The organism is uncultured Williamsia sp., from assembly GCF_947494875.1.
Lineage (GTDB): Bacteria > Actinomycetota > Actinomycetes > Mycobacteriales > Mycobacteriaceae > Williamsia_A.
In genome coordinates this window covers 219453-239042 of sequence record NZ_CANLWM010000003.1, presented here as the reverse complement: position 1 = coordinate 239042, position 19590 = coordinate 219453, and the positions used below count along the sequence as shown (strand labels likewise).

General features: G+C 68.5%; 17 protein-coding genes. 8 read left to right on the top strand and 9 right to left on the bottom strand.

Annotated elements, in window-relative coordinates:
- Window position 1: 1 nt before the first annotated feature.
- From Q1A98_RS09335 to Q1A98_RS09320, 4 genes are all read right to left on the bottom strand, one after another.
- Window positions 2–427 carry a Zn-ribbon domain-containing OB-fold protein gene (locus Q1A98_RS09335; RefSeq protein ID WP_299572823.1) on the bottom strand — a complete coding sequence of 142 codons (426 nt, stop codon included), beginning with the start codon at window positions 425–427 and terminating at the stop codon, window positions 2–4.
- Window positions 427–933, bottom strand: a complete 507-nt coding sequence (locus Q1A98_RS09330) for a MaoC family dehydratase N-terminal domain-containing protein (protein ID WP_299572821.1) — start codon at window positions 931–933, stop codon at window positions 427–429. Before Q1A98_RS09330 ends, Q1A98_RS09335 begins: the two co-directional genes overlap by 1 nt.
- A 74-nt stretch (window positions 934–1007) precedes the next feature.
- Entirely contained in the window at window positions 1008–2192 is a 1185-nt protein-coding gene (locus tag Q1A98_RS09325) for an acyl-CoA dehydrogenase family protein (RefSeq protein WP_299572382.1), read from the bottom strand.
- Window positions 2192–3313, bottom strand: coding sequence for a cytochrome P450 (locus Q1A98_RS09320; protein WP_299572819.1), 1122 nt, complete (start codon window positions 3311–3313; stop codon window positions 2192–2194). The genes Q1A98_RS09325 and Q1A98_RS09320 overlap by 1 nt, the downstream gene beginning before the upstream one ends.
- 273 nt (window positions 3314–3586) lie before the next feature.
- Between Q1A98_RS09320 and Q1A98_RS09315 the strand changes: the two genes are divergently transcribed.
- From Q1A98_RS09315 to Q1A98_RS09300, 4 genes are all read left to right on the top strand, one after another.
- Window positions 3587–5044, top strand: a complete 1458-nt coding sequence (locus Q1A98_RS09315) for an aldehyde dehydrogenase family protein (protein WP_299572380.1) — start codon at window positions 3587–3589, stop codon at window positions 5042–5044.
- A complete protein-coding gene (locus Q1A98_RS09310) occupies window positions 5041–7425 on the top strand; it encodes a CoA transferase (RefSeq protein WP_299572378.1) in 2385 nt (794 codons plus the stop codon). Before Q1A98_RS09315 ends, Q1A98_RS09310 begins: the two co-directional genes overlap by 4 nt.
- Window positions 7426–7465: 40 nt before the next feature.
- The gene (locus Q1A98_RS09305) at window positions 7466–8686 is read left to right on the top strand and encodes a cytochrome P450 (protein ID WP_299572376.1); all 1221 of its coding nucleotides are present in this window, start codon (window positions 7466–7468) and stop codon (window positions 8684–8686) included.
- A 73-nt stretch (window positions 8687–8759) separates the two neighbouring features.
- Window positions 8760–9929, top strand: a complete 1170-nt coding sequence (locus tag Q1A98_RS09300; protein ID WP_299572373.1) for an NDMA-dependent alcohol dehydrogenase — start codon at window positions 8760–8762, stop codon at window positions 9927–9929.
- 66 nt (window positions 9930–9995) lie between these two features.
- Here Q1A98_RS09300 and Q1A98_RS09295 read toward each other — a convergent pair whose 3' ends face one another.
- Window positions 9996–10484, bottom strand: a complete 489-nt coding sequence (locus tag Q1A98_RS09295) for a MaoC family dehydratase (RefSeq protein ID WP_299572370.1) — start codon at window positions 10482–10484, stop codon at window positions 9996–9998.
- Window positions 10485–10566: 82 nt separating this feature from the next.
- Window positions 10567–11766 carry an amidohydrolase family protein gene (locus Q1A98_RS09290; protein ID WP_299572367.1) on the bottom strand — a complete coding sequence of 400 codons (1200 nt, stop codon included), beginning with the start codon at window positions 11764–11766 and terminating at the stop codon, window positions 10567–10569.
- A gap of 155 nt (window positions 11767–11921) precedes the next feature.
- On the opposite strand from Q1A98_RS09290, the gene Q1A98_RS09285 reads away from it, so the two are divergent.
- Window positions 11922–12365 carry a nuclear transport factor 2 family protein gene (locus tag Q1A98_RS09285; protein WP_299572364.1) on the top strand — a complete coding sequence of 148 codons (444 nt, stop codon included), beginning with the start codon at window positions 11922–11924 and terminating at the stop codon, window positions 12363–12365.
- A 10-nt stretch (window positions 12366–12375) separates the two neighbouring features.
- On the opposite strand, the gene Q1A98_RS09280 is transcribed toward Q1A98_RS09285, so the two are convergent.
- The 3 genes from Q1A98_RS09280 to Q1A98_RS09270 are packed head-to-tail and all read right to left on the bottom strand — an operon-like array spanning window position 12376 to window position 16068.
- On the bottom strand, window positions 12376–13281 hold the full coding sequence (locus tag Q1A98_RS09280) for a TIGR03619 family F420-dependent LLM class oxidoreductase (protein ID WP_299572361.1): 906 nt from the start codon (window positions 13279–13281) through the stop codon (window positions 12376–12378).
- Window positions 13281–14414 (bottom strand): acyl-CoA dehydrogenase family protein, encoded by a 1134-nt coding sequence (locus Q1A98_RS09275; RefSeq protein WP_299572359.1) that lies wholly within the window; start codon window positions 14412–14414, stop codon window positions 13281–13283. The genes Q1A98_RS09280 and Q1A98_RS09275 overlap by 1 nt, the downstream gene beginning before the upstream one ends.
- Window positions 14401–16068, bottom strand: a complete 1668-nt coding sequence (locus tag Q1A98_RS09270; RefSeq protein WP_299572356.1) for a class I adenylate-forming enzyme family protein — start codon at window positions 16066–16068, stop codon at window positions 14401–14403. Before Q1A98_RS09270 ends, Q1A98_RS09275 begins: the two co-directional genes overlap by 14 nt.
- A gap of 148 nt (window positions 16069–16216) precedes the next feature.
- Here Q1A98_RS09270 and Q1A98_RS09265 point away from each other — a divergent pair, with 148 nt between their 5' ends.
- The 3 genes from Q1A98_RS09265 to Q1A98_RS09255 are packed head-to-tail and all read left to right on the top strand — an operon-like array spanning window position 16217 to window position 19576.
- A complete protein-coding gene (locus tag Q1A98_RS09265) occupies window positions 16217–17410 on the top strand; it encodes an amidohydrolase family protein (RefSeq protein WP_299572354.1) in 1194 nt (397 codons plus the stop codon).
- 7 nt (window positions 17411–17417) lie between these two features.
- Window positions 17418–18380, top strand: coding sequence for an acyl-CoA dehydrogenase family protein (locus Q1A98_RS09260; RefSeq protein ID WP_299572351.1), 963 nt, complete (start codon window positions 17418–17420; stop codon window positions 18378–18380).
- Window positions 18374–19576: an acyl-CoA dehydrogenase family protein gene (locus tag Q1A98_RS09255; protein WP_299572348.1), complete on the top strand. Its 1203-nt coding sequence runs from the start codon at window positions 18374–18376 to the stop codon at window positions 19574–19576. Before Q1A98_RS09260 ends, Q1A98_RS09255 begins: the two co-directional genes overlap by 7 nt.
- Window positions 19577–19590 lie beyond the last annotated feature (14 nt).

The window sequence follows — 19590 nt, the reverse complement described above, 5'->3', positions numbered from 1 at the left end:
GTCAATCTCCCACTGCCGCAGCGGTCGGACGGAACTGGTGCAGGACCAGCTCCTCTTTGTCGAGGGTGTCGAACGTCGTGAAGTAGGCCGTCACGGGCATGCCGATGTGCACGTCGTCGGGCGCGACGTCGGTGAGGTTCGAGACCAGTCGGACGCCCTCGTCGAGGTCGATCAGGGCGACGATGTAGGGGTACTCGAAGAAGGGCAGCGGCGGGTACTGCGGCATGACGAAGCTGTGGACGGTCCCGGTGCCTGCCGCCGTCACGGTCTCCCATTTCAGTGACTGACAGGAGAAGCACATCGGCCGCGGCGGGAATCGCCGTGTGCCGCAGTCGGAACACTGCTGGATCAGGATGGTGTGGTCGCGCAGTCCGTCCCAGAAGAACTGTGTGTCGGGGCTGATGGTCGGCGCGAGCCGGGTGCCGATCACTTCGCGCCCGGCTTGAATCGCAGGGTCCGGAAGCGCTGGCGCCCCACCACCTCGCCGTCCTGATCGCGGTAGGTGGTCAGCCAGGTCACGAAGAACCCGGTCCCCATGGCCGTCTTCTTCTCGGTCGAGATCTCGTCGAACACCGTCTCCGCGGTCAGCTCGTCACCCACGCGTGGATAACGCTCGATCTCGAACTCCGAGTTGGTGGCGACGGTGCCGGTGTACCCCGCATCGGCGAGGAACTGCAGCGGGTTGTCCTTCACGACGATCGGGACCCCACCGCGCTCGTGGAGGTGCACGAGCTCGGGCGGGGGCATCGTCCACGTCTGCAGCATGACCGGCGACGAGACCACGCCCCCGAAGCGCGAGTTCTCGGCGAACTCCGCGTCGAGGTAGGCCGGGTTCATGTCGTCGAGCGCGTAGGCCCAGTGGCGGATCATCGGCTGGTTCACCGGATCCGGCGCATGGCTCACCGGGGTGGTCGACGTCGGCTGACCGATCATCGCGTCGAGCCGGGCCTGCAGACCGTCGTTGTCTGGCACGGTGGGGGACTCCTGGGTCATCGGGGGGGACGGGGTCACTTCTTGGACGAGGTGTCGCGGGGGGCGCGGGGCATGCCGAGGCCGGCCATCGCGATGATGTCGCGCTGGACCTCGTTGGCACCCCCGCCGAACGTGGTGATGACCGCTTGTCGATAGGCGGTCTCCAACGCACCGCGCAGCGGTGCGTTGGCGCCCGCTCGGATACCGTTCGCCCCCACCACCTCGAGGAGTTCGCGCGCCACCTTCTGGACCAGTTCGGTGCCGAACACCTTGGCCGCCGATGCCTGCGCCATCCCGAGACCACCGGAGCCGATCGACGCGTTCACCCGAAGGTTGAGGAGCTTGTATGCCGCGATCTCGGCTTCGACGCGCGCCAGGGTCGACTGCACCCAGGGCTCGTCGATCACCTTCCCGCCACCGTGCGACGTGGTGCGCGCCCAGTCCAGCGTCTTCTCCCACAGGGGCTCGATGGCACCGAGGTTGCCGAGCGCCGCACGCTCGAGGTTCAGCTGCGCCGTGATGAGCGCCCAACCGCCGTTCACCTCGTGCACCAGGTTCTCCGCAGGGATGCGGACGTCGTCGTAGAACGTGTAGTACGTCTGCACACCGGGCATGGTGCGCAACGGCTTCCACGAGAACCCGGGCGCGGAGGTCGGGACGATGAAGAGGCTCAGACCCTTGTGCTTCTTCAGGGTGGGGTCCGTCCGAGCAGCGAGCCAGACGTAGTCGGCGAACTCCGCACCGCTCGTCCACATCTTGGAGCCGTTGATCACCCACTCGTCGCCGTCACGCACCGCGGTGGTTCGCAATGCGGCGAGGTCACTGCCGGCGCCGGGTTCCGAGTACCCGACGGCGAAGTCGAGCTCACCCTGCCGGATCTTCGGCAGGAAGAAATCCTTCTGCTGCTGAGAACCGAACTGCATCAGGGTGGGGCCCACGGTGTTCAGGGTGATCATCGGGATCGGCGCGTTCACACGCTTGGCCTCGTTGGAGAAGAGGTACTGCTCGATCGCGGAGAACCCGCGGCCGCCGTACTCCTCGGGCCACGACACCGCGAGAAGATTCGCGTCGCCGAGGGCGCGCTGGCACTCCTTGACCGCGGGACCGCCCTCCAGGCGGTTCTCCATCGCCGCTTGACGTTCCGGCGTCATGACGGCGTCGAGTTCGCTCCGGAGCTTCTCGCGCAGCTCGAGTTGTTCGTCGGTGTAGTCGAAATCCATCAGGCACCTGCCTTCAGTCGTACCGGCATCTTCTTGACCCCCGGGACCATCGTCGCTCGGAGACGGGTGATGTCTCCGACGAGTGAGATGTCGGAGAACCGGGTGAGGAACTGCTCGAAGAAGATCCGCGCCTCGAGTCGCGCCAGCTGAGCGCCCAGGCACATGTGCTCGCCGTATCCGAAGGCGATGTGCGGGTTGGGGTCACGGGTGATGATGAACTCCTCGGCGTCGTCGCCGAAGACGTCCTCGTCGCGGTTCGCGGCGCCGTAGAGCATGGCGACCCGGTCACCCTCCTTGATGAGCTGGCCGCCCACCTCGACGTCGGCGGTGGCGGTGCGCGCCATGTGCGCGACGGGCGAGTTGTACCGCAGCATCTCCTCGATCGCCGACGGGATGAGGGAGTGGTCCGACCGCAACAGCGCGAACTGATCGGGGTTCTCGATGAGGTTGAGCATGCCGAAGGCCAGGAGGTTGCGCGTCGTCTCGTTGCCGGCGACCAGGAGGAGGAACGAGAACGCGAGCAGATCGTCGTCGGTCAGCTTCAGACCGTCGACCTCGGCGGCCGCGAGGATCGCGAGGAGATCGGTCTTGCCGGTGGAGACGCCCTCCCGGCGCAGGTTGATCAGCTTCAGGAAGTACTCGTACAACTCGGCCATGGCCTCGAGCGGGTCCTGCTCGATGTCGGGGTCGTTCAGAGCGACGATCGCGTCGGACCAGTGGCGGAACTGTTCCCAGTCCGTCGACGGGGCACCGAGCATGTCCGCGATGAGCCGGGTGGGGAGCGGGGCCGCGATGTCCTCGGCGAAGTTGTACTCCCGCGTCGTGTCGATCTCGTCGAAGATCCCCGTCACGATCTTCGTGATCTCGTCGGCCAGGAGCGCGACCTGGCGAGGGGTGAAGCCGGCGCTGATGAGCTTGCGCAACTGTCGGTGACGGGGCGGGTCGGTGAAGATGAGGTTCTCGGGCTGGATCAGCTCCTCACCGTCGACCTCGGGGATGATGATCCCCTTCGCCGACGAGAACAGCGCCGGGTTCGACGAGACGAACCGGATGTCGTCGTATCGGACCAGCGCCCAGAACTTGGTGACGTCGTTCCACCACACGCGCGCTCCCGCGCGCATCTCACGGAATGCCGGGTAGGGGTTGCCCGCGAAGAACTCGGGCGTGTGAAGCGGGACGTCGGTCAGCACCGATGTGCCTCCTGTCGGCGATCAGAGAACGTACACTTACGATGAGAATGTACGACGCCCGCAAGCATGGACTCCGCTCGCACGAGCTGTCAAGATCGACGGATTGGCCCACGTGAAGCGGACTTTCGTGGTCCAGCATCATTGACTACGGCGCGCGTCATGTGTTCACAATGTGTCGTTCACCCACCGACAGCAGGATGGCAGATGTCTGATTCGGTTCTGGCCGATCGTTCCTATGGCGTGTACATCGACGGCGCATGGCAGGAACCCGAGGGTGGCCGGTACGCCGACATCCGCCCCGGGAACGGTGAGACCGTCGCGATGGCCCCGGACGCGAGCACCGGCCAGGTCGACGCGGCGATCGGCGCGGCCCGTCGGGCGTTCGACGACGGCGGCTGGTCCGGCCTCGATCCCAAGGAACGCGCCGAGCACGTCCAGCAGCTCGCGAACGCCCTGCTCGGCGCCGGCGACGATCTCCTCGCACTGGCGAAGCACGAGTGGGGATGCACCGAGAACGAGCGCCTCTTCCAGATCGACGCCCCGGCGATCATGGCGTTGCGCAACGCCGAACTGGCGGCGGAGCCCGTGGAGAGCGCGATCCCCGCGTGGGGCGCGGCCGGCACCACCCTTCTCCGGTACGAGCCCTTGGGCGTCGTGTCGGTCCTGACGCCCTGGAACTTCCCGCACACCCTGAACGCGATGAAGGTGGGCAACGCCCTCGCCGCGGGCAACACGGTGGTGCTGAAGCCGTCGCCGCTGACACCGCTCTCGGCGCTCGCGCTGGCGACGATCATCGACGAACAGACCGACATCCCCGCCGGGGTCGTCAACGTGGTGACACCCAGCTCGCTCGAGGGGTCCGAGCTGCTCACCACCGACCCCCGCGTGGACATGGTCAGCTTCACGGGCAGTTCGGCGGTGGGCCGGTCGGTCATGGCCGCGGCGGCGCGGACGATGAAGCGCGTCCTGCTCGAACTGGGCGGCAAGTCGGCGTCGATCATCCTCGACGACGCCGATCTCGACGACGAGACCATGGCGCGGTTGCTGTTCGAGGGATGCACCCTGCACGCGGGACAGGCGTGCATCCTCAACAGTCGGCTCGTCGTGCCCGCGTCACGACACGACGACATCGTCGCCCGCCTGGTCTCCCTCGCCGAGAAGGTGACCGTCGGCGACCCTGTGGCCGGTGACGTCGACATGGGTCCCTTGATCAGCGCCGATCACCTCGAGCGCGTCAGCACCATGGTCGACAAGGCCGTGTCCGACGGAGCAACCGTCGCCACCGGGGGACACCGTGTCGACGCGGGCGCCGGGCACTTCTATGCCCCGACGATCGTGACGGGCGTGCGAAGCTCCGATCACATCGCCCAGGAAGAGGTGTTCGGTCCGGTCCTCACCGTGCTGTCCTACGAGTCCGACGACGAGGCAGTCGCGATCGCCAACGACTCGCAGTACGGCCTCGGCGGGGCGGTCTGGGGCACCGACACCGACCGTGCGCTCGCGATCGCCCGGCGCATGCGGACCGGCCAGGTGTCGATCAACGGCACCACGCCGGGCGACGCACCCTTCGGCGGGTTCGGACAGAGCGGGATCGGCCGCGAGGGCGGCGAGATGGGTTTGCGCACCTACATGGAACCCAAGGCCATCGGGTCGCCGGCATGACCCGCTCCCTCGTCGGGCTCCGGGTCGTCGAGATCGCGTCGGACATCGCCGCCCCCTACGGATGCCGTCTCCTGCGTTCGCTGGGGGCGGACGTCGTGAAGATCGAGACGGGTTCGGGTGATGTGCTGCGTCAGCGCGTGTCCGCCGCCGACACGGCGGTCGCGACCCGGCACGGCGGGCTCTTCGACTACGTGAACGCCGACAAGCGCGGACTCACCGTCGATCCCGACGACGCGCGGGACCGCAGCGTGGTGCGTGACCTGATCGCCGACTGCGATGTCCTCATCGAGTCGCTGCCGCCCGGCGGCACGGAGCAGGCTCGCTGGGGTGTGGACCACGCCTCCCTCGAGGGACTGGGCAACCCGCTCGTCGTCTTGCGTGTCTCGGACTTCGGTCAGACCGGGCCACGGGTGGGCGTCCCGACCAGCCCCCTGACCATGCAGGCGGCGACCGGATGGGTCACCGAGCGCGATCCCGGTCGGACGCCGGTGGGCGCCGGTGGCCGGATCCCCGAGTACGTCGCGGGCGCATGGGTGGCGGTCGCCACGCTGTCCGCGCTGCCGATCGCGGCACGCGACGGGGTCGTCGAGGTGGACCTGGCCGTCGCCGAGGCGATGATGTCGACGCTGCCGTACCCGATGCTGGTCGCCCAGCGGTTGATGTCGATGGGTCTGCCGCCGACGTCGTCGACACAGCCGATGGTCGGGGTCCTCGCGGCGGCCGACGGGTGGGTCGGCATCAACTGCCTCACCGGTCAGAACTGGCTCGACGTCTGCGCGATGGTCGGCGGCATCGAATTCGGCGAGCACCAGATGTCGATCATGATCGGCGGGCCCGAGCGTGCGCAGTTCTTCGCGCTCATCGAGCCCTGGGTCGCCGAACGCAAGGTCGAGGACATCGTCGCCCTGTGCCAGGCGATGCGCATCCCCGCGACACCGGTCTGCGACGGCAGGACCGTCCTCTCCTGTCCGCAGTTCGAGCAGCGCGGGTTCTTCGTGGAGACCGAGCTCGACGGCCGCGGCTACACGCGACCGGGACCGGCGTTCCGGCTGTCGGCGACCCCCGCCGACCCGACAGGCTCCGCGCCCTCGCTCGGGGCAGCCGACACCACCTGGCTCGACACCGAACGCTTCCGCGCCGACGCCACAACAGATCCCGCGCGTCCGCTCGCCGGCCTCCGCGTGTTCGACCTGAGCACCTTCTGGGCCGGTGCGTACGTCACGTGCTACCTCGGCGCCCTCGGAGCCGACGTCGTCAAGGTCGAGTCGATCCAGCGCCCGGACAGCCACCGCTACTCCGGCGGGATGCTCTACCAGGGCGACGACGCCTACGAACGTGGTGCGCTGTGGCAGGGCACGAACCTGAACAAGCGCGACATCACCTTGAACCTCAACTCCACCGAGGGTCGCGAGATCGCTCTGCGGATGGCCGGCGAGGCGGACGTCGTGATCGAGAACTTCTCGGCGCGGGTCGTCGAACAGTTCGGTCTCGACTACGAGTCGCTCCGGGCGATCAACCCCGACGTCATCGAGGTCCGCATGCCCGGGTTCGGTCTCGAGGGCCCGTGGCGCGACTGGGTCGGCTGGGCGTTGAACTTCGAGCAGCTGTCCGGGATGACCTGGGCCACCGGGTATCCCGACGGCAATCCGTGCAACCTGCAGGGTCCCGCCGATCCGATCGCCGGCGTGCACGCCTGCGTCGCCCTGCTCGCCGCGGTGGCGCACCGCGCGCGAACCGGTGAGGGCCAACTCGTCGAGGTCGCGCAGATCGAGGCCGGGGCCGCCGCGAACCCCGAGCAGGTGATCGAGTACAGCCTCACCGGGAACGTCCCCTCCCGCATGGGCAACCGGGACACCGTCGCGGCTCAGGGTGTCTACCCGACCTCCGAGGAGGGTCGATTCGTGGCCCTCACCGTGCGCGACGACGACGACTGGGCCGCGATCACGCCGATCGTGGGCCCCGATGCCACGGCGGCTCGCACGCTCGCGTCGGCGGCCGACCGGAGGGCGCATCACGACCTGTTCGACGACGTCGTCGGCAAATGGTGCTCCGCGCGAACCGGACCCGAGATCGTCGACACCTTGCGGGCCGCAGGTGTCCCGGTCACCGAGGTCATGACGGCCGACCGCATGTACGACGACGAGCAGTTGCGACACCGCGGGTACTTCCAGGAGATCTCGCACCCGCTCAGCGGCGAACTGGAGTTCCCCGGGTGGCCGTTCCGCATGAGCCCGGGGCCCGATCACCACCACCGGGCGCCGGCACCCACCCTGGGTCAGCACAACGACGAGGTGCTGCACGAGGTCGGACTCGGCGACGCGCAGATCGCCGACCTGCGGGAGACGCAGGTCATCGGCGACAAGCTCCTCGCCCGTCGATGACCCACCCGACCGAACCCCCACGAACAGAGGCGACATCACCGTGACGACACAGGCGGACACCGTCGAGTTCGACCCGTTCTCCGACGACTACTTCACCGGGGCGTGGTCCACCTACAAGCGGCTGCGCGACGAGGCACCCCTCTACCGGAACGACAAGTGGGACTTCTGGGCGCTGTCGCGCTACGAGGACGTCGCGGCGGCGTACAAGGACACGGCCACCTTCTCCTCGGCCAAGGGCGCGACCCTCGACATGCACGTCTCCGAGGAGAAGCTGATCACGGTCACGCCCGTGATCATCCATCTCGACCCGCCGGAGCATCAGGTGTTGCGCAACCTCGTGAACAAGGTGTTCACGCCCCGCGCGATCGCCGCACTCGAGGAGAAGGTCGTCGACATCGTCGGTCGCACGCTCGGCGCGGTCGACGCCGACGCCGGTTTCGACCTCGTGCAGGACTTCTCGGCGCTGTTCCCGATCGAGGTCATCACCACCATGCTCGGTGTGCCCCAGGAAGATCGCGAACAGATCCGGCACTGGCTCGACCAGATGATGGAACGTCGTCCCGGCAGCATCGAGATGACGCCGGAGGGGCTCCAGTCCGCCTACGACATGGGGCTCTATTACTACTCGCTCATCGGTCGCAAGCGACAGGATCTCGGCGACGACATGATCAGTGGTCTGATCCGCGCCGAGGTCGAGCGGGACGGGGAGAAGGTCTCGCTCGACGACATCGAGATCGCCATGTTCACCTCGATGCTCGGCGGGGCGGGTGCCGAGACGGTGACCAAGCTCGTCGCGAACGCCCTCGTCCTCTTCGCCGACCACCCGGAGCAGTGGCAGCAGCTGCGCGGCGACCGCGACAAGATCCCGGACGCCGTCGAGGAGGCACTGCGAATGGAGGGACCGTCGCAGTACAACGTCCGGAGCCTGACCCGCGACATCGAGATCCACGGGACGACGCTCCCGAAGGACACCACGATGTTGTTGATGAACGGGGCGGCGCTGCGCGACGACCGCATGTACGACGACCCCGACACCTTCGACATCAACCGGATCCGCCCGAACGGGCCGAACATCGCATTCGGCTACGGGGCGCACTCGTGTCTCGGCGCGGCCCTGGCGCGGCTGGAGAGCCGTATCGCGTTCAACGCCCTGCTGGACCTGTTGCCGCACTTCGAGATCGACCGTGCCGGGCTGCAGCGGGTCCGCATGGCAAACGTCTTCGGGTGGCAGAACGTCCCCATCCGCAGGGTCTCCGGGTGAGTCGGATCGTCCACCCGTACCCACCCCACCGGTTCGAACCGGCGGCACGCGCCGTCCGGAGAAGGAGTGAAGCATGAAGAGCAAGGCCGCGGTTCTGCAGGGAGTCGGCCGTGAATGGGACGTCGTGGAGATCGATCTCGACGAACCCCACGCGGGCGAGGTCCTGGTGAAGATGTCCGTGGCGGGGATCTGCCACTCCGACGACCACTTCGCCACGGGTGACAGCGTTCTCAGCGACGACATCGCCGCCATGATGCGCGAGCTCGGGATGGATCCGCCGGACTTCTTCCCGATGCTCGGCGGGCACGAGGGCGCCGGCGTCATCGAGAAGGTCGGACCGGGCGTGACGGACGTCAAGCCCGGCGATAGGGTCGCCATCTCGTTCATCCCCGCCTGCGGGAACTGTCGCTGGTGCGCTACGGGATTCAGCTACCTGTGCGACGTGGGGGAGTTCCTCCACAGCAAGAAGATGACCACCGACCACACGCCTCGTCGGCACTACGACGACCAGGACCTGATGGCGATGATGCAGGTGGGCACGTTCTCGGAGTACGTGGTGGCGTCCGCGCGGTCGGTCATCAAGATCCACGACTGGATCCCGCTCGACGCCGCGTCACTCGTCTCCTGTGGTGTCACCACCGGTTTCGGTTCGGGATCCACCGCCGCGGGGACGCAACCCGGGGACACCGTGATCGTGGTGGGCGTCGGCGGGATCGGGATGAACGCCGTGCAGGGTGCGCGCGCGGCAGGCGCCAAGCGTGTCATCGCCGTCGACCCCGTCGAGTCCAAGCGAGATATCGCACCGTCGTTCGGCGCGACGCATGTCGCCGAGAACCTCGGGGAGGCCACCAACCTCGTCCGCGAACTCACCTGGGGCGTCATGGCGGACCGGCTGATCCTCACCGCGGGCGTCGTGCACGCCGAACTCGTGGGGGAGGCCATGATGTCGATCCGCAAGGGCGGCGTGTGCGTGCTCACGGGCATGACCCCGGTGTCGGAGATGTCGGTGCCCCTGGTGCTGGCCGAGATGGTGAACTCGGCCAAGACCCTCAAGGGTGTCCTCTACGGCAACATGAACCCGCGGGCGAGCATGCCGATGCTGCTGTCGATGTACGAGGCGGGGACCCTCAAGCTCGACGAGCTCATCACCAACCGCTATCGGCTCGAGGACATCAACGTCGCGATGAAGGATCTTCGTGCCGGCGCGAACATCCGCGGTGTCATCGACTTCGACCTGACCTGAGCGATCAGAGGACCGTGGCCCGCCCCCGACTCGGAGGCGGGCCACAGTGGTCTGCGGGTCAGGAAATCACGCGCCGGGCTCGGCCTCGACCATCATCGCGATCGTGTCCACGACGCAGGCCGGCTTGCTGCCGCCTTCGACCTCGACGGTGACACGGACGGTCGACCGGGCACCGCGGGGGATGCGCTCGACCTTCACGAGTTCGGCTCCGGAGCGGATCCGCGACCCGACCGGGACGGGTGCCGGGAACCGCAGCTTGTCGACGCCGTAGTTGACCTGCATGGCCAGCCCGGTGACGCGGTAGATCTGCTGCACCATCAGCGGCACCATCGACAGGGTGAGGTAGCCGTGCGCGATCGTGGTCTTGTACGGGCCGGACGCGGCGCGGACCGGGTCGACGTGGATCCACTGGTGGTCACCGGTGGCGTCGGCGAAGAGGTCGACCTGATCCTGCGTCACCTCCCGCCAGTCGCTGTACCCGAGATGGCTCCCGACCGCGGCCTCGAACGCGTCGATGCCCGTGTACGTGACGACGGTCTGCTCACTGGATGTCATCGGTGTCCTTTCGGTGTGGATACGACGACACGGCCGGCACCCGGGGGCACCGACCGTGTCGTCGTGATGAGGTCGAGTCGGCTCAGACCGTGGCGTCGACCGGGATGTGCAGCAGATCCATGGCGGTGCCGCCCATGATCTTCCGCTTGTCCTCCTCGGAGATCCCGTCGAGCCGGTCGACGAAACTGATCGGGTCGCCGATCCCCTCGGGGTGCGGGTAGTCCGACCCGAACATGACGTGGTCGGCACCCATGATCTCGACGATGCTCTGGACGTCGTCCTCGAGGAACGGGTGGATGTAGACGTTGCGCTTGAAGGCGTCGACCGGGTGCTCGTCGAACTCCTTCGGCATGATGTTGTACGCGCCCGAGAGCTGGTCGAGCAGACCCTTGACCCAGCCGCTGCCGTTCTCCACGCACAGGACCTTGAGATCGGGGAATCGCGTCAGGGCACCGTGGCACACGAGAGCGGCGAGCGTGTCCTCGATCGCGCGGTGACCCATGACGACCTCGCGCAGCGCGCTGGGCTTGAACGACAGGTACTCGTCGCCACCCTCCCAGGCCATCAGGTGGTCCTGGTAGCCGCTGTCCGAGGCGTGGAAGGTCACCGGGATGTCGGCGTCGACGACGGCCTGCCAGAAGGGATCGAACTCCGGCAGACCCATCGACCGCGAGCCGCCGGTGAGGCTCGGCACGGGGGCCGGCCGCACCAGGAAGGTCTTGGCGCCGCGCTCGAGGATCCACTCGAGCTCCTTGATCGCTTCGTCCACCAACGACAACGTGATGACCGGCGTCGCGAAGATGCGTCCCTCGTAATTGAACGTCCAGTGCTCATGCATCCACTCGTTCAGCGCATGGATGACGGCGTGGGTGAGGACGACGTCGTCGGTCGAGCGCTCCTCGATGAGACTCGCCAGCGTCGGGTACATGACGCAGCGGTCGAGACCGAGCTCGTCCATGAGCTTGATGCGCGGCTCGGGGTTCTGGTACCCGGGGTGCACGTCCATCGCCTCGCCGATGAACTCGCGGAAGGACTTGCCCTCCGGGTTCTTGCCGAGGAAGTAGTCCTCGGCGCTGCCCGGGCGTGCCACGCGCTCGAACGTCGGGTTCGGGATCATGTGGCTGATCCGGTTCTTCACCACGAGCTTCGGACGGCCGTTGGTGTAGACGTAGCCGACCTTGCCCTTGTGCTCGGGTGGCAGGTATTTGGTGAGAGCGTCCGACGTCTCGTACATGTGGTTGTCGATGTCGAAGACCGGGTAACCGAGTGACCGGGGCGTCATGACGAAGAGCCTCCTCTGAGCAGCTGCGGAATAGCAGTTAACGCTGGGTGAGAATGACGTTATCATCGCTGACGGTCGAGGGCCAGAAGTGCTGGTGAACTCGCAGTCCAGGAGTCGGGCGTCCCGGACACCATGCGAACGGAAGGGGAGTGGACGTGCAGTCGACCGAGGTGCAGGCGCGTGAGGAGATCCGGGACCTGTTGATGCGCTACACCGCCGCGACCGACCGGTTCGATCTCCCCGGGCTCGCGGCGTGTTTCGCCGACGACGGCGAACTGCGCACGCCCGCCGGGCCCCCGATGGTCGGACCCGACGACATCGCCTCGGGGCTCGCGGCCCAGGTCCTGCCCGACACCGGGCGGCCCGCCCCGCGGTACGTGCACCACCACGTCAGCAGCACCGCGATCTCCGACGTGACGACCGATTCCGCTGCTGCGACCAGCTATTTCACGGTCTTCACCGACGCCGGCGTCGACCACTGGGGTCGCTACCGCGACCGGTTCGTCACCGGCGCCGACGGCCGGTGGCTGTTCGCGTCCCGTCGGATCTCCGTCGACGGTTTCGCCGAGAACAGCAGGATGCGGCCCGCGGCCGACTGAGAACGGCCGGTCAGTCCGGCACGACGTCGGCGGCGAACTCGCGCAGGTTGCCGATGACCTCTTCGCGGTCGTCGCCGCGGGAGTCCACGGTCACGTGCGTCACCCCGATCTGCTCGAGTCGCTCCAGCACCGATCGACGCTCGTCGGCGGATCGCCGCCCGCTCAGGATCGGCCCCGCCGAGAAGCAGACGTCCAACGGGGCCGTGCGTCCGATCTCGTCCGCGTAGGACCGCGCCCATCCGATGGCGGCCTCGAGCTCTGCGAGATCGGACACCTCGGCGGTGCGGGTCGTGGCGGAGTAGCCGAACGTGTTGAAGGGAGACCACCCCTCGTGGCGCGCGACCGCTCGTCGGATGGCGGCCTTGCTGTTGCCGCCCACCCAGATCGGCGGGGTCGCCGGGGGGAGCGCCGGACGCAGGCGTACCCCGCGCGCCGAGAACGAGCTGCCCTCCCACGCGGTGTCCTCGCCCCCCAGGACGGCCCTGAGAACCTCCAGCGACTCGTCGAGTAGGGCACCGCGGGTGTCGAAATCAACACCGAGAGCACGAAACTCGGATTTCAGGTACCCGGCACCGACGCCCAGGATGAAGCGATGCCCGCTGAGCACCGACAGGCTCTGGACCTGTTTCGCGCTGAGGAACGGGTTGCGGTACGCCGCGATGTAGATGTTCGTCAGCAGCGAGAGCGAGGTGGTCGCCGCGGCCGCGAACGACAGTGCGACGAACGGGTCGAGCGCGTGGTGCCCGCCGTGGTCGAGCCACTTCGCGTCCGGAGCGGGATGGTCGGTCACGTAGACGCCGGTGTACCCCGCCGACTCTGCCGCGCCCGCGATCTCCGCGATCGCCGCCGCCGTGACGAACTCCTCGGGTGCCTCCACCCGGTGCGTCGGCAGTTCCATCATCAGCCCGACGGCCATCACATGCTCCCGGTGGTGTCGCCGACGAGCTGCGCGAGCCGCTCGCCGTGGTGGTCGGGCGTGCCCCACATGAGGCGGTCGGCCGTGGCTCTGCGGAGGTACAGATGCGCGTCGTGTTCCCAGGTGAAGCCGATCCCGCCGAACACCCGCATCGCGTTGTACGCGACGTCGGCGAACGTGTCCGAGCAGACCATGCCGCACACGGCGGCGGCCACCGCGAGTTCGTCGGACTCGGTGCAGAGCGTCGCGTGGACGACGGCCGAGCGCGCCGTCTCGACCTCCACCAGCATGTCGGCGCATCGATGCTTCACGGCCTGGAAACTACCGATCGCCCGGCCGAACTGGATACGGTCGCGGGCGTAGTCCACCGCCAGGTCCAGACATTGCTGCGCCGCGCCGATCTGTTCGGCGGCCAGTCCGACGACGGCCAGATCCGACGCCCGGGCCAGCGCCGACGCGGTACCCGCCGGGTCGCCCACGATGTCACCGGGGGCTGCGTCGAGGACCACCCGGGCGATGCCGCGCGTCCTGTCGAGGGTCGTCAGCGCATCTCGGCGGACGCCGTCCGCGTCACCTGCGACACGGACCAGCAGGATCTCGTCGCCCCGGCGAGCGGCCACGAGCAGGACGTCGGCGCGGTCACCGTCGACGACCTTCTCCAGGACCCCGGACACCTGCACCCGACCCGCCTCGTCCTGCGCGGTGAGAGTCACGGCGGCCGGGTCCCAGGGCCCGAGTTCGCCGTTGAGGGCGACCGTCGCGGTCACGCTGCCGTCGACGAGGCCCGGGAGGAGATCGGCGCACGCCGACCGGTCGTCGACGGCGAGCAGCGTCTGCGCCGCCAGCACGATCGACCCGAAGACCGGCGAACACGTCAACGCGGCGCCCAGCTCCTCCTGGACGGACGCCAGTTCGGGCAGGCCCGCGCCGGCACCCCCGTACTCCTCGGGGACCGCCACGCCGAGCACACCCAACTCCGTGGCCAACGCGGTGTGCAGCGCGCGATCCCAGCCGTCGGGGCCGTCCATGGTGTCGCGGACCGTCGCGATGGGGGAGTGGCGGGTGAGCCACTGCCGCACGGTGTCCCGGAACTCGGCGAGTTCCGTGGGGGACATGGACTCAGTGGTCTGCACGGGCATGCTCCGTCGTCGTGTTGTGGCCGACCGGTGCGAGATCGGCGAGCATCACCGCCAGGTCACGGCGCTTGATCTTGCCGGTGCTGGTGAACGGCAGCGCGGCCTTCTCCACCACGGTGACGCGTTTCGGGATCTTGTAGGCGGACAGGGTCGACTTCAGCTCGGTGCGGATCGCATCGACGTCGAGGTCGGCCCCGGGCGCCGCGATCAGCGCCGCGCCGACGATCGTCCCCGCATCGGGGTCGTCGACGCCGGCGACATAGGCCTCCTGCACGCCCGCGCATCCCATCAGGGCGGCCTCCACCTCGGTGGGCGTCACGTTGACACCCGAGCCCGTCTTGATCATGTCGCCGAGCCGACCGGTGTAAGTGATCCACCCGTCGGCGTCGGCGAACCCGGCGTCGCCGGTGCGGAGGTATCCGTCCGGCGTGAAGGTCTCCTCGCGCTCGAACTTGTACAGGCCCTGCATCAGCGCGACCCCGCGCACCCAGATCTCGCCCTCGACTCCGGGTCCGACGTCCACGCCCGTCTCCGGGTCGACGATGCGGTGGGTCATCCCGTCGAGCGACTGCCCGAACGTCCCACGTCGCGATTCCGGTTGCGCCACATAGGGGTCGGCGCCGATGTGCATCCCGCACGTCTCGGTCATCCCGAGGTTCAGCGCGCCCGTCGCCGGGGGCGCGATGTCGGGGGCGAGAGCGGGCATGCTCGTGCGGCGCAGGGACGAGAGGTCCGAGCCCCGGGCGGTGGCGCTCTGGGCGAGCGTCTTGCCCTGCTGTGGCCACCCCAGCGCGATGGTGGCGCGGTGGTCCTGCATGAGATCGACCGCCGCGTCGGCGTCGAACGCCTCCTGGGTCACGAGGGTGGCGCCGTGGTGCATGACCGCGTGCAGTCCGGTGATCAGCCCACCCACCCAGAAGAACGGCATCGACGTGAACAGCACGTCGTCGGAGGTCACGAGGTACACCGACGTCAGGTTGAAGGTGTGGCGGACCACGGTGCCCTGGGTGTGCCGCGGGCCCTTCGGGTCACCGGTGCTGCCCGACGTGTAGATGATGAGCGCGTCGTCGGACGGCACCACGGCCGACTCGACGGCGGCGAGCAGGTCGTCGTCGACGCCGTCGGGTCCGCGACCGGTCTCGGTGGAGTCGCCCACGACCGCCGTGGCCCAGCGCCGGTCGCTCTCACCCCAGACGAACACCGTCCGCAGGTAGGGGGCCGACGGGATGCGCAACCGGCCAGGGCGGACCTGCGTCGACAACCCGTCGAAGGCCGCCTCGAGGGTCGCGGTGAAGTCGACCTTGGCCGAGCGCGGCCACGCGAGGATCGCCGAGAGGTCCGCGTGCCGGGCGGTCCAGCCGAGTTCCGACGCGCGGTAGAACGTGTTGAGAGGCACCGCGACCGCGCCGATCCGTGTGACCGCGAGATAGGCCACGGCCCAGTCGACACTGTTCGGCATCAGGATCCCCACGTGGTCTCCCTTGCCCACCCCGTGTGCGAGCAGCGTGCGGGCCAGACGCGCGGACCGGCCGGCCAGGTCGGCGTAGGTGGCCGACTCCCCACCGCACACGATCGCGGTGGTGTCGCCGTGCTGCCGGACGACGCGGTCGAGCATGACCGGGATCGTGGGGACGTAGTCGGGGAACGGCATCGGATGCGGCCTCACTCACGTCGTCGGGATGGGATCGCACGACCGGGTCGGCTCATCCGAGCAGACCCGATACGGGCGATCTCGCGAAACGATAGTATTGTTTGCGTCAGGTGAGAACAGCAATTCTCGGACCGAAGGAGTTCGCTCGATGGCCACCCTGGACTACGGAATCTTCGACTGTGACACGCACTGTTACGAGACGCGAGACGCCTTCACCCGCTACCTCCCGTCGAAGTTCCTGGATCGCGCGATCCTCCCGGTCAAGGGTGGCGACGGCAAGGAGGCGATCCTCGCCGGCCACCGCATCGCGACCTTCAACAGCGAGGCCGGACTCGGGTTCGACCTCGCCTACCGTCCGGGATCGCTGAAGGAGATGCTCAAGCAGATGGGTTCGGGCAACCCCGAGGAGACCTATCAGCCCGAGCCGATGCGCACCGAGTACCTCGAGCGCGGCCCGCGTCTGGAGATCATGGACCGCCAGAACGTGGCGCGCGCGGTCATCTTCCCCGCCGGCATGGCGCTGGCGGCCGAGCACTACGTCGACGACACCGAGGCCCTCTACGCCAACCTCCGGTCGTTCAACCGGTGGTTCGACGAGACGTGGGGCTTCGACCACCAGGGCCGCATCTTCGCCACCGCCCTGCTGTCCCTGCGCGACCTCGACTCGGCCATCGCCGAGACCGAGGCGATCATCGAGCAGGGCGCGAAGATGGTCCTCCTCCCGACGGGCCCTGCCTACGGCCGGTCCCCGGGCGATCCCTACTTCGACCCGATCTACGCACGACTGCAGGAGGCGGGCTGCACGCTCGTCTTCCACATCCAGCCGTACTGGTACTTCTCGGCCATCTCGCCGGCGTGGGGGCTCGACCCCGATCCCGCGGCGTGGCACATGTCGGCCTGGCAGTGGATGAACATCTACGGTCAGCGCCCCATCGAGGACACGCTGTCCGCTCTCATCTTCGACAACCTCTTCGGACGCTTCCCCGGCCTGAAGGTGCTCGTCGCCGAACACGGGGCAGAGTGGGTGCCGGGCTTCGTCCGCCACATGGACAAGAGCCGCGGCATGGGACGCAACGGTCCGTGGATCGGCGGCCCGCTCACCGAGCGCCCCTCGGAGATCTTCCGCCGCCACGTCGGCGTCGTCCCCTATCCCGAGGACGACACCCCCGCGATCGCCCAGGCCCTCGGGTACGACGAGTGCCTGCTCATGGGCTCGGACTTCCCGCATGCCGAGGGGCTCGCCGAGCCGGCGGACTTCGTCAAGCTGCTCGACCCCCTCGACGACGCCGCGAAGCGACGCATCATGCGGGACAACGCCGAAGCCCTGCTGATCCGTAGCTGACACCGCGATGGACGACGATGCGTTGGACGTCGCATTCGTCCGCGAGTCCGCGCGCGAGTACCTCGCGGCGGGGTCGGGGAGCGACCTGCGATCTCTCGGATCGATGGACTGGCTCGGACTGCTGGTCGCGGAGGACCGCGGCGGGTCGGGTTGGGAACCGCTCGTCGCCACGGTGATCGCCGAGGAGCTCGGTCGCGCACGCGCGACCGCTCCGTGGGTGTCGTCGATGGTGTGTGCGACGGCGGTGTCCTGGGCGACGGCGGACCTCCGCGACCGACTCCTGCCGGGACTGCTCGCGGGGACCACGTGTGGGGCACTGGCGGTCCACGGGGCGCCGGTGCGTGTCACGCACGCCGACGTCGCGGAGTTCGTACTCGTCCTCGGTCCGGACGGCGTCGGGCTGTCCGAGTCGGTGCCGCTGGCGACGTCGGACGACGACGCATCGCTCGACCTGGACCGTCCCAGCGTCCTGATCGACCTGACACGCCACCCGTGTACGGAGATCGGCGACGCCCGCGCGGCGCATGTCCTGACCGCGGTCACGCGGTTGCTCGTCGCCGCCGACTCCGTGGGCGCACTCGCCGCGGCACGCGAGAGACTGGTCGACTATCTCCGCGACCGCATCGCCTTCGGCTCACCGATCGCCGCCTTCCAGGCAGTCCAGCACCGGCTCGCGGACCTGCTCGTGTTCGAGGTCCGATGCCGTGCACTGATCGCCAAGGCAGCACGCCGACTCGGTGAGCAGCCGGGCGGGAACGTCGAGGCCGTGCCGCTCGCCGCCGCGGCCCACGCGTTCGTCATGTCCTCGGTCGTCGCGATGGTGGACGAATGTGTCCAGCTCTCCGGCGGCATCGGCTTCTCCTGGGAGTACCCCTTGCACCACGATCTCCGACGCGTCACCGACAACTCCGTCCTCGTCGGCACCGCGCGGCGCAGCGCCGTCGACTACGCGGGGGCGTCGGGATGGTGACCACCCTGTCGCGGCCGTCCGTCGAGCAGCTCACCGAGTTCCGGGAACGCGTCCGCGATTTCGTCGCCGCGAACGCGCCCGCCATCGTCGCGCGCGAGGGGCACCGCGCACCGGAGAACGCCGAGCAGGAGGCCATGCTGCGGCAGTGGTTCGCCCTGCTGTTCGCCGAGAAGTTGATCGGCGCCGACTGGCCGGTGGAACACGGTGGCGACCCCGACCACCATCCCCTACGCGACCGCATCGTGGCCGAGGAGATCGTGCGCGCCCGGGCGCCGCGACCGGTCGACCAGGTCAACCTCGCCGCCCACGTGATCCTGCACTTCGGCACCGAGGAGCAGAAGCGCACCCACCTGCCGCCCATCCGTAGGTCCGAGGACGTCTGGTGCCAGCTCCTCAGCGAGCCGGACGCCGGCAGCGACATCGCAGCCGTGCGGACGCGCGGGGTCCGTCAACCCGACGGCGACTGGATCATCTCCGGCGCGAAGCTCTGGATCACCGACGGGCACTGGGCCGACAAGGGTCTCGCGCTCGTCCGGACCGACCCCGACTCGCGGCGGCACAAGGGCCTGACCGTCTTCGTCGTGCCCATGCGCTCCCCGGGGGTGCAGGCGCGTGCGATCCGCACCATCGGCGGCGCGCACGAGGTCAACGAGGTGGTGCTCGACGACGTCCGTGTCGGTCCCGACGCGGTCGTCGGCGACGTCGGGTCGGGGTGGTCGGTGATCATGGCCGGCCTGGACTTCGAACGGTTCGGCATCGGCGGCAACGTGATCCTGCTCGAACTCCTCGTGGAGGATCTCGTCACCGTCGCGCGGCTCGGCGACATCGACGGTCGGCCCGCGATCGAGAGCGCCGACATCCGGCACCGGCTGGCCACGTTCGCGTGTGAGGTCGAGGCCGCCAAGGCCTTCATCGACGACCACGTCGAGCAGATGCTGGCCGGCAACGACGAACCCGGCGACTCGTCGATCGCCAAGCTGAGCTTCGCCGACACCTATCACCGGCTCTCGGCCCACGGGACGCAGCTCTCCGCGGCCGTCGAATGCGGTGGACGCGACGACGACGCCCTCCGCGAGGCACGTCGACGACTCCGCGAGTGCTGGTTGTGGTCCCGGGCCTACACGGTCTCGGGCGGCAGCTCGGAAATGATGAGGAACATCCTGTCCAAGCGACGGTTGCGACTTCCGTCCGCCTGATCGGTGGGGGACCG

Bases quoted from the DNA above. Each gene is read 5' to 3' on its own strand.
- Q1A98_RS09280 (WP_299572361.1), bottom strand. From the start codon at position 13,281: ATGGCCGTCGGGCTGATGATGGAACTGCCGACGCACCGGGTGGAGGCA.
- Q1A98_RS09300 (WP_299572373.1), top strand. From the start codon at position 8,760: ATGAAGAGCAAGGCCGCGGTTCTGCAGGGAGTCGGCCGTGAATGGGAC.
- Q1A98_RS09270 (WP_299572356.1), bottom strand. From the start codon at position 16,068: ATGCCGTTCCCCGACTACGTCCCCACGATCCCGGTCATGCTCGACCGC.
- Q1A98_RS09325 (WP_299572382.1), bottom strand. From the start codon at position 2,192: ATGGATTTCGACTACACCGACGAACAACTCGAGCTGCGCGAGAAGCTC.
- Q1A98_RS09320 (WP_299572819.1), bottom strand. From the start codon at position 3,313: ATGCGCGCGGGAGCGCGCGTGTGGTGGAACGACGTCACCAAGTTCTGG.
- Q1A98_RS09330 (WP_299572821.1), bottom strand. From the start codon at position 933: ATGATCGGTCAGCCGACGTCGACCACCCCGGTGAGCCATGCGCCGGAT.
- Q1A98_RS09310 (WP_299572378.1), top strand. From the start codon at position 5,041: ATGACCCGCTCCCTCGTCGGGCTCCGGGTCGTCGAGATCGCGTCGGAC.
- Q1A98_RS09260 (WP_299572351.1), top strand. From the start codon at position 17,418: ATGGACGACGATGCGTTGGACGTCGCATTCGTCCGCGAGTCCGCGCGC.
- Q1A98_RS09295 (WP_299572370.1), bottom strand. From the start codon at position 10,484: ATGACATCCAGTGAGCAGACCGTCGTCACGTACACGGGCATCGACGCG.
- Q1A98_RS09315 (WP_299572380.1), top strand. From the start codon at position 3,587: ATGTCTGATTCGGTTCTGGCCGATCGTTCCTATGGCGTGTACATCGAC.
- Q1A98_RS09265 (WP_299572354.1), top strand. From the start codon at position 16,217: ATGGCCACCCTGGACTACGGAATCTTCGACTGTGACACGCACTGTTAC.
- Q1A98_RS09290 (WP_299572367.1), bottom strand. From the start codon at position 11,766: ATGACGCCCCGGTCACTCGGTTACCCGGTCTTCGACATCGACAACCAC.
- Q1A98_RS09255 (WP_299572348.1), top strand. From the start codon at position 18,374: ATGGTGACCACCCTGTCGCGGCCGTCCGTCGAGCAGCTCACCGAGTTC.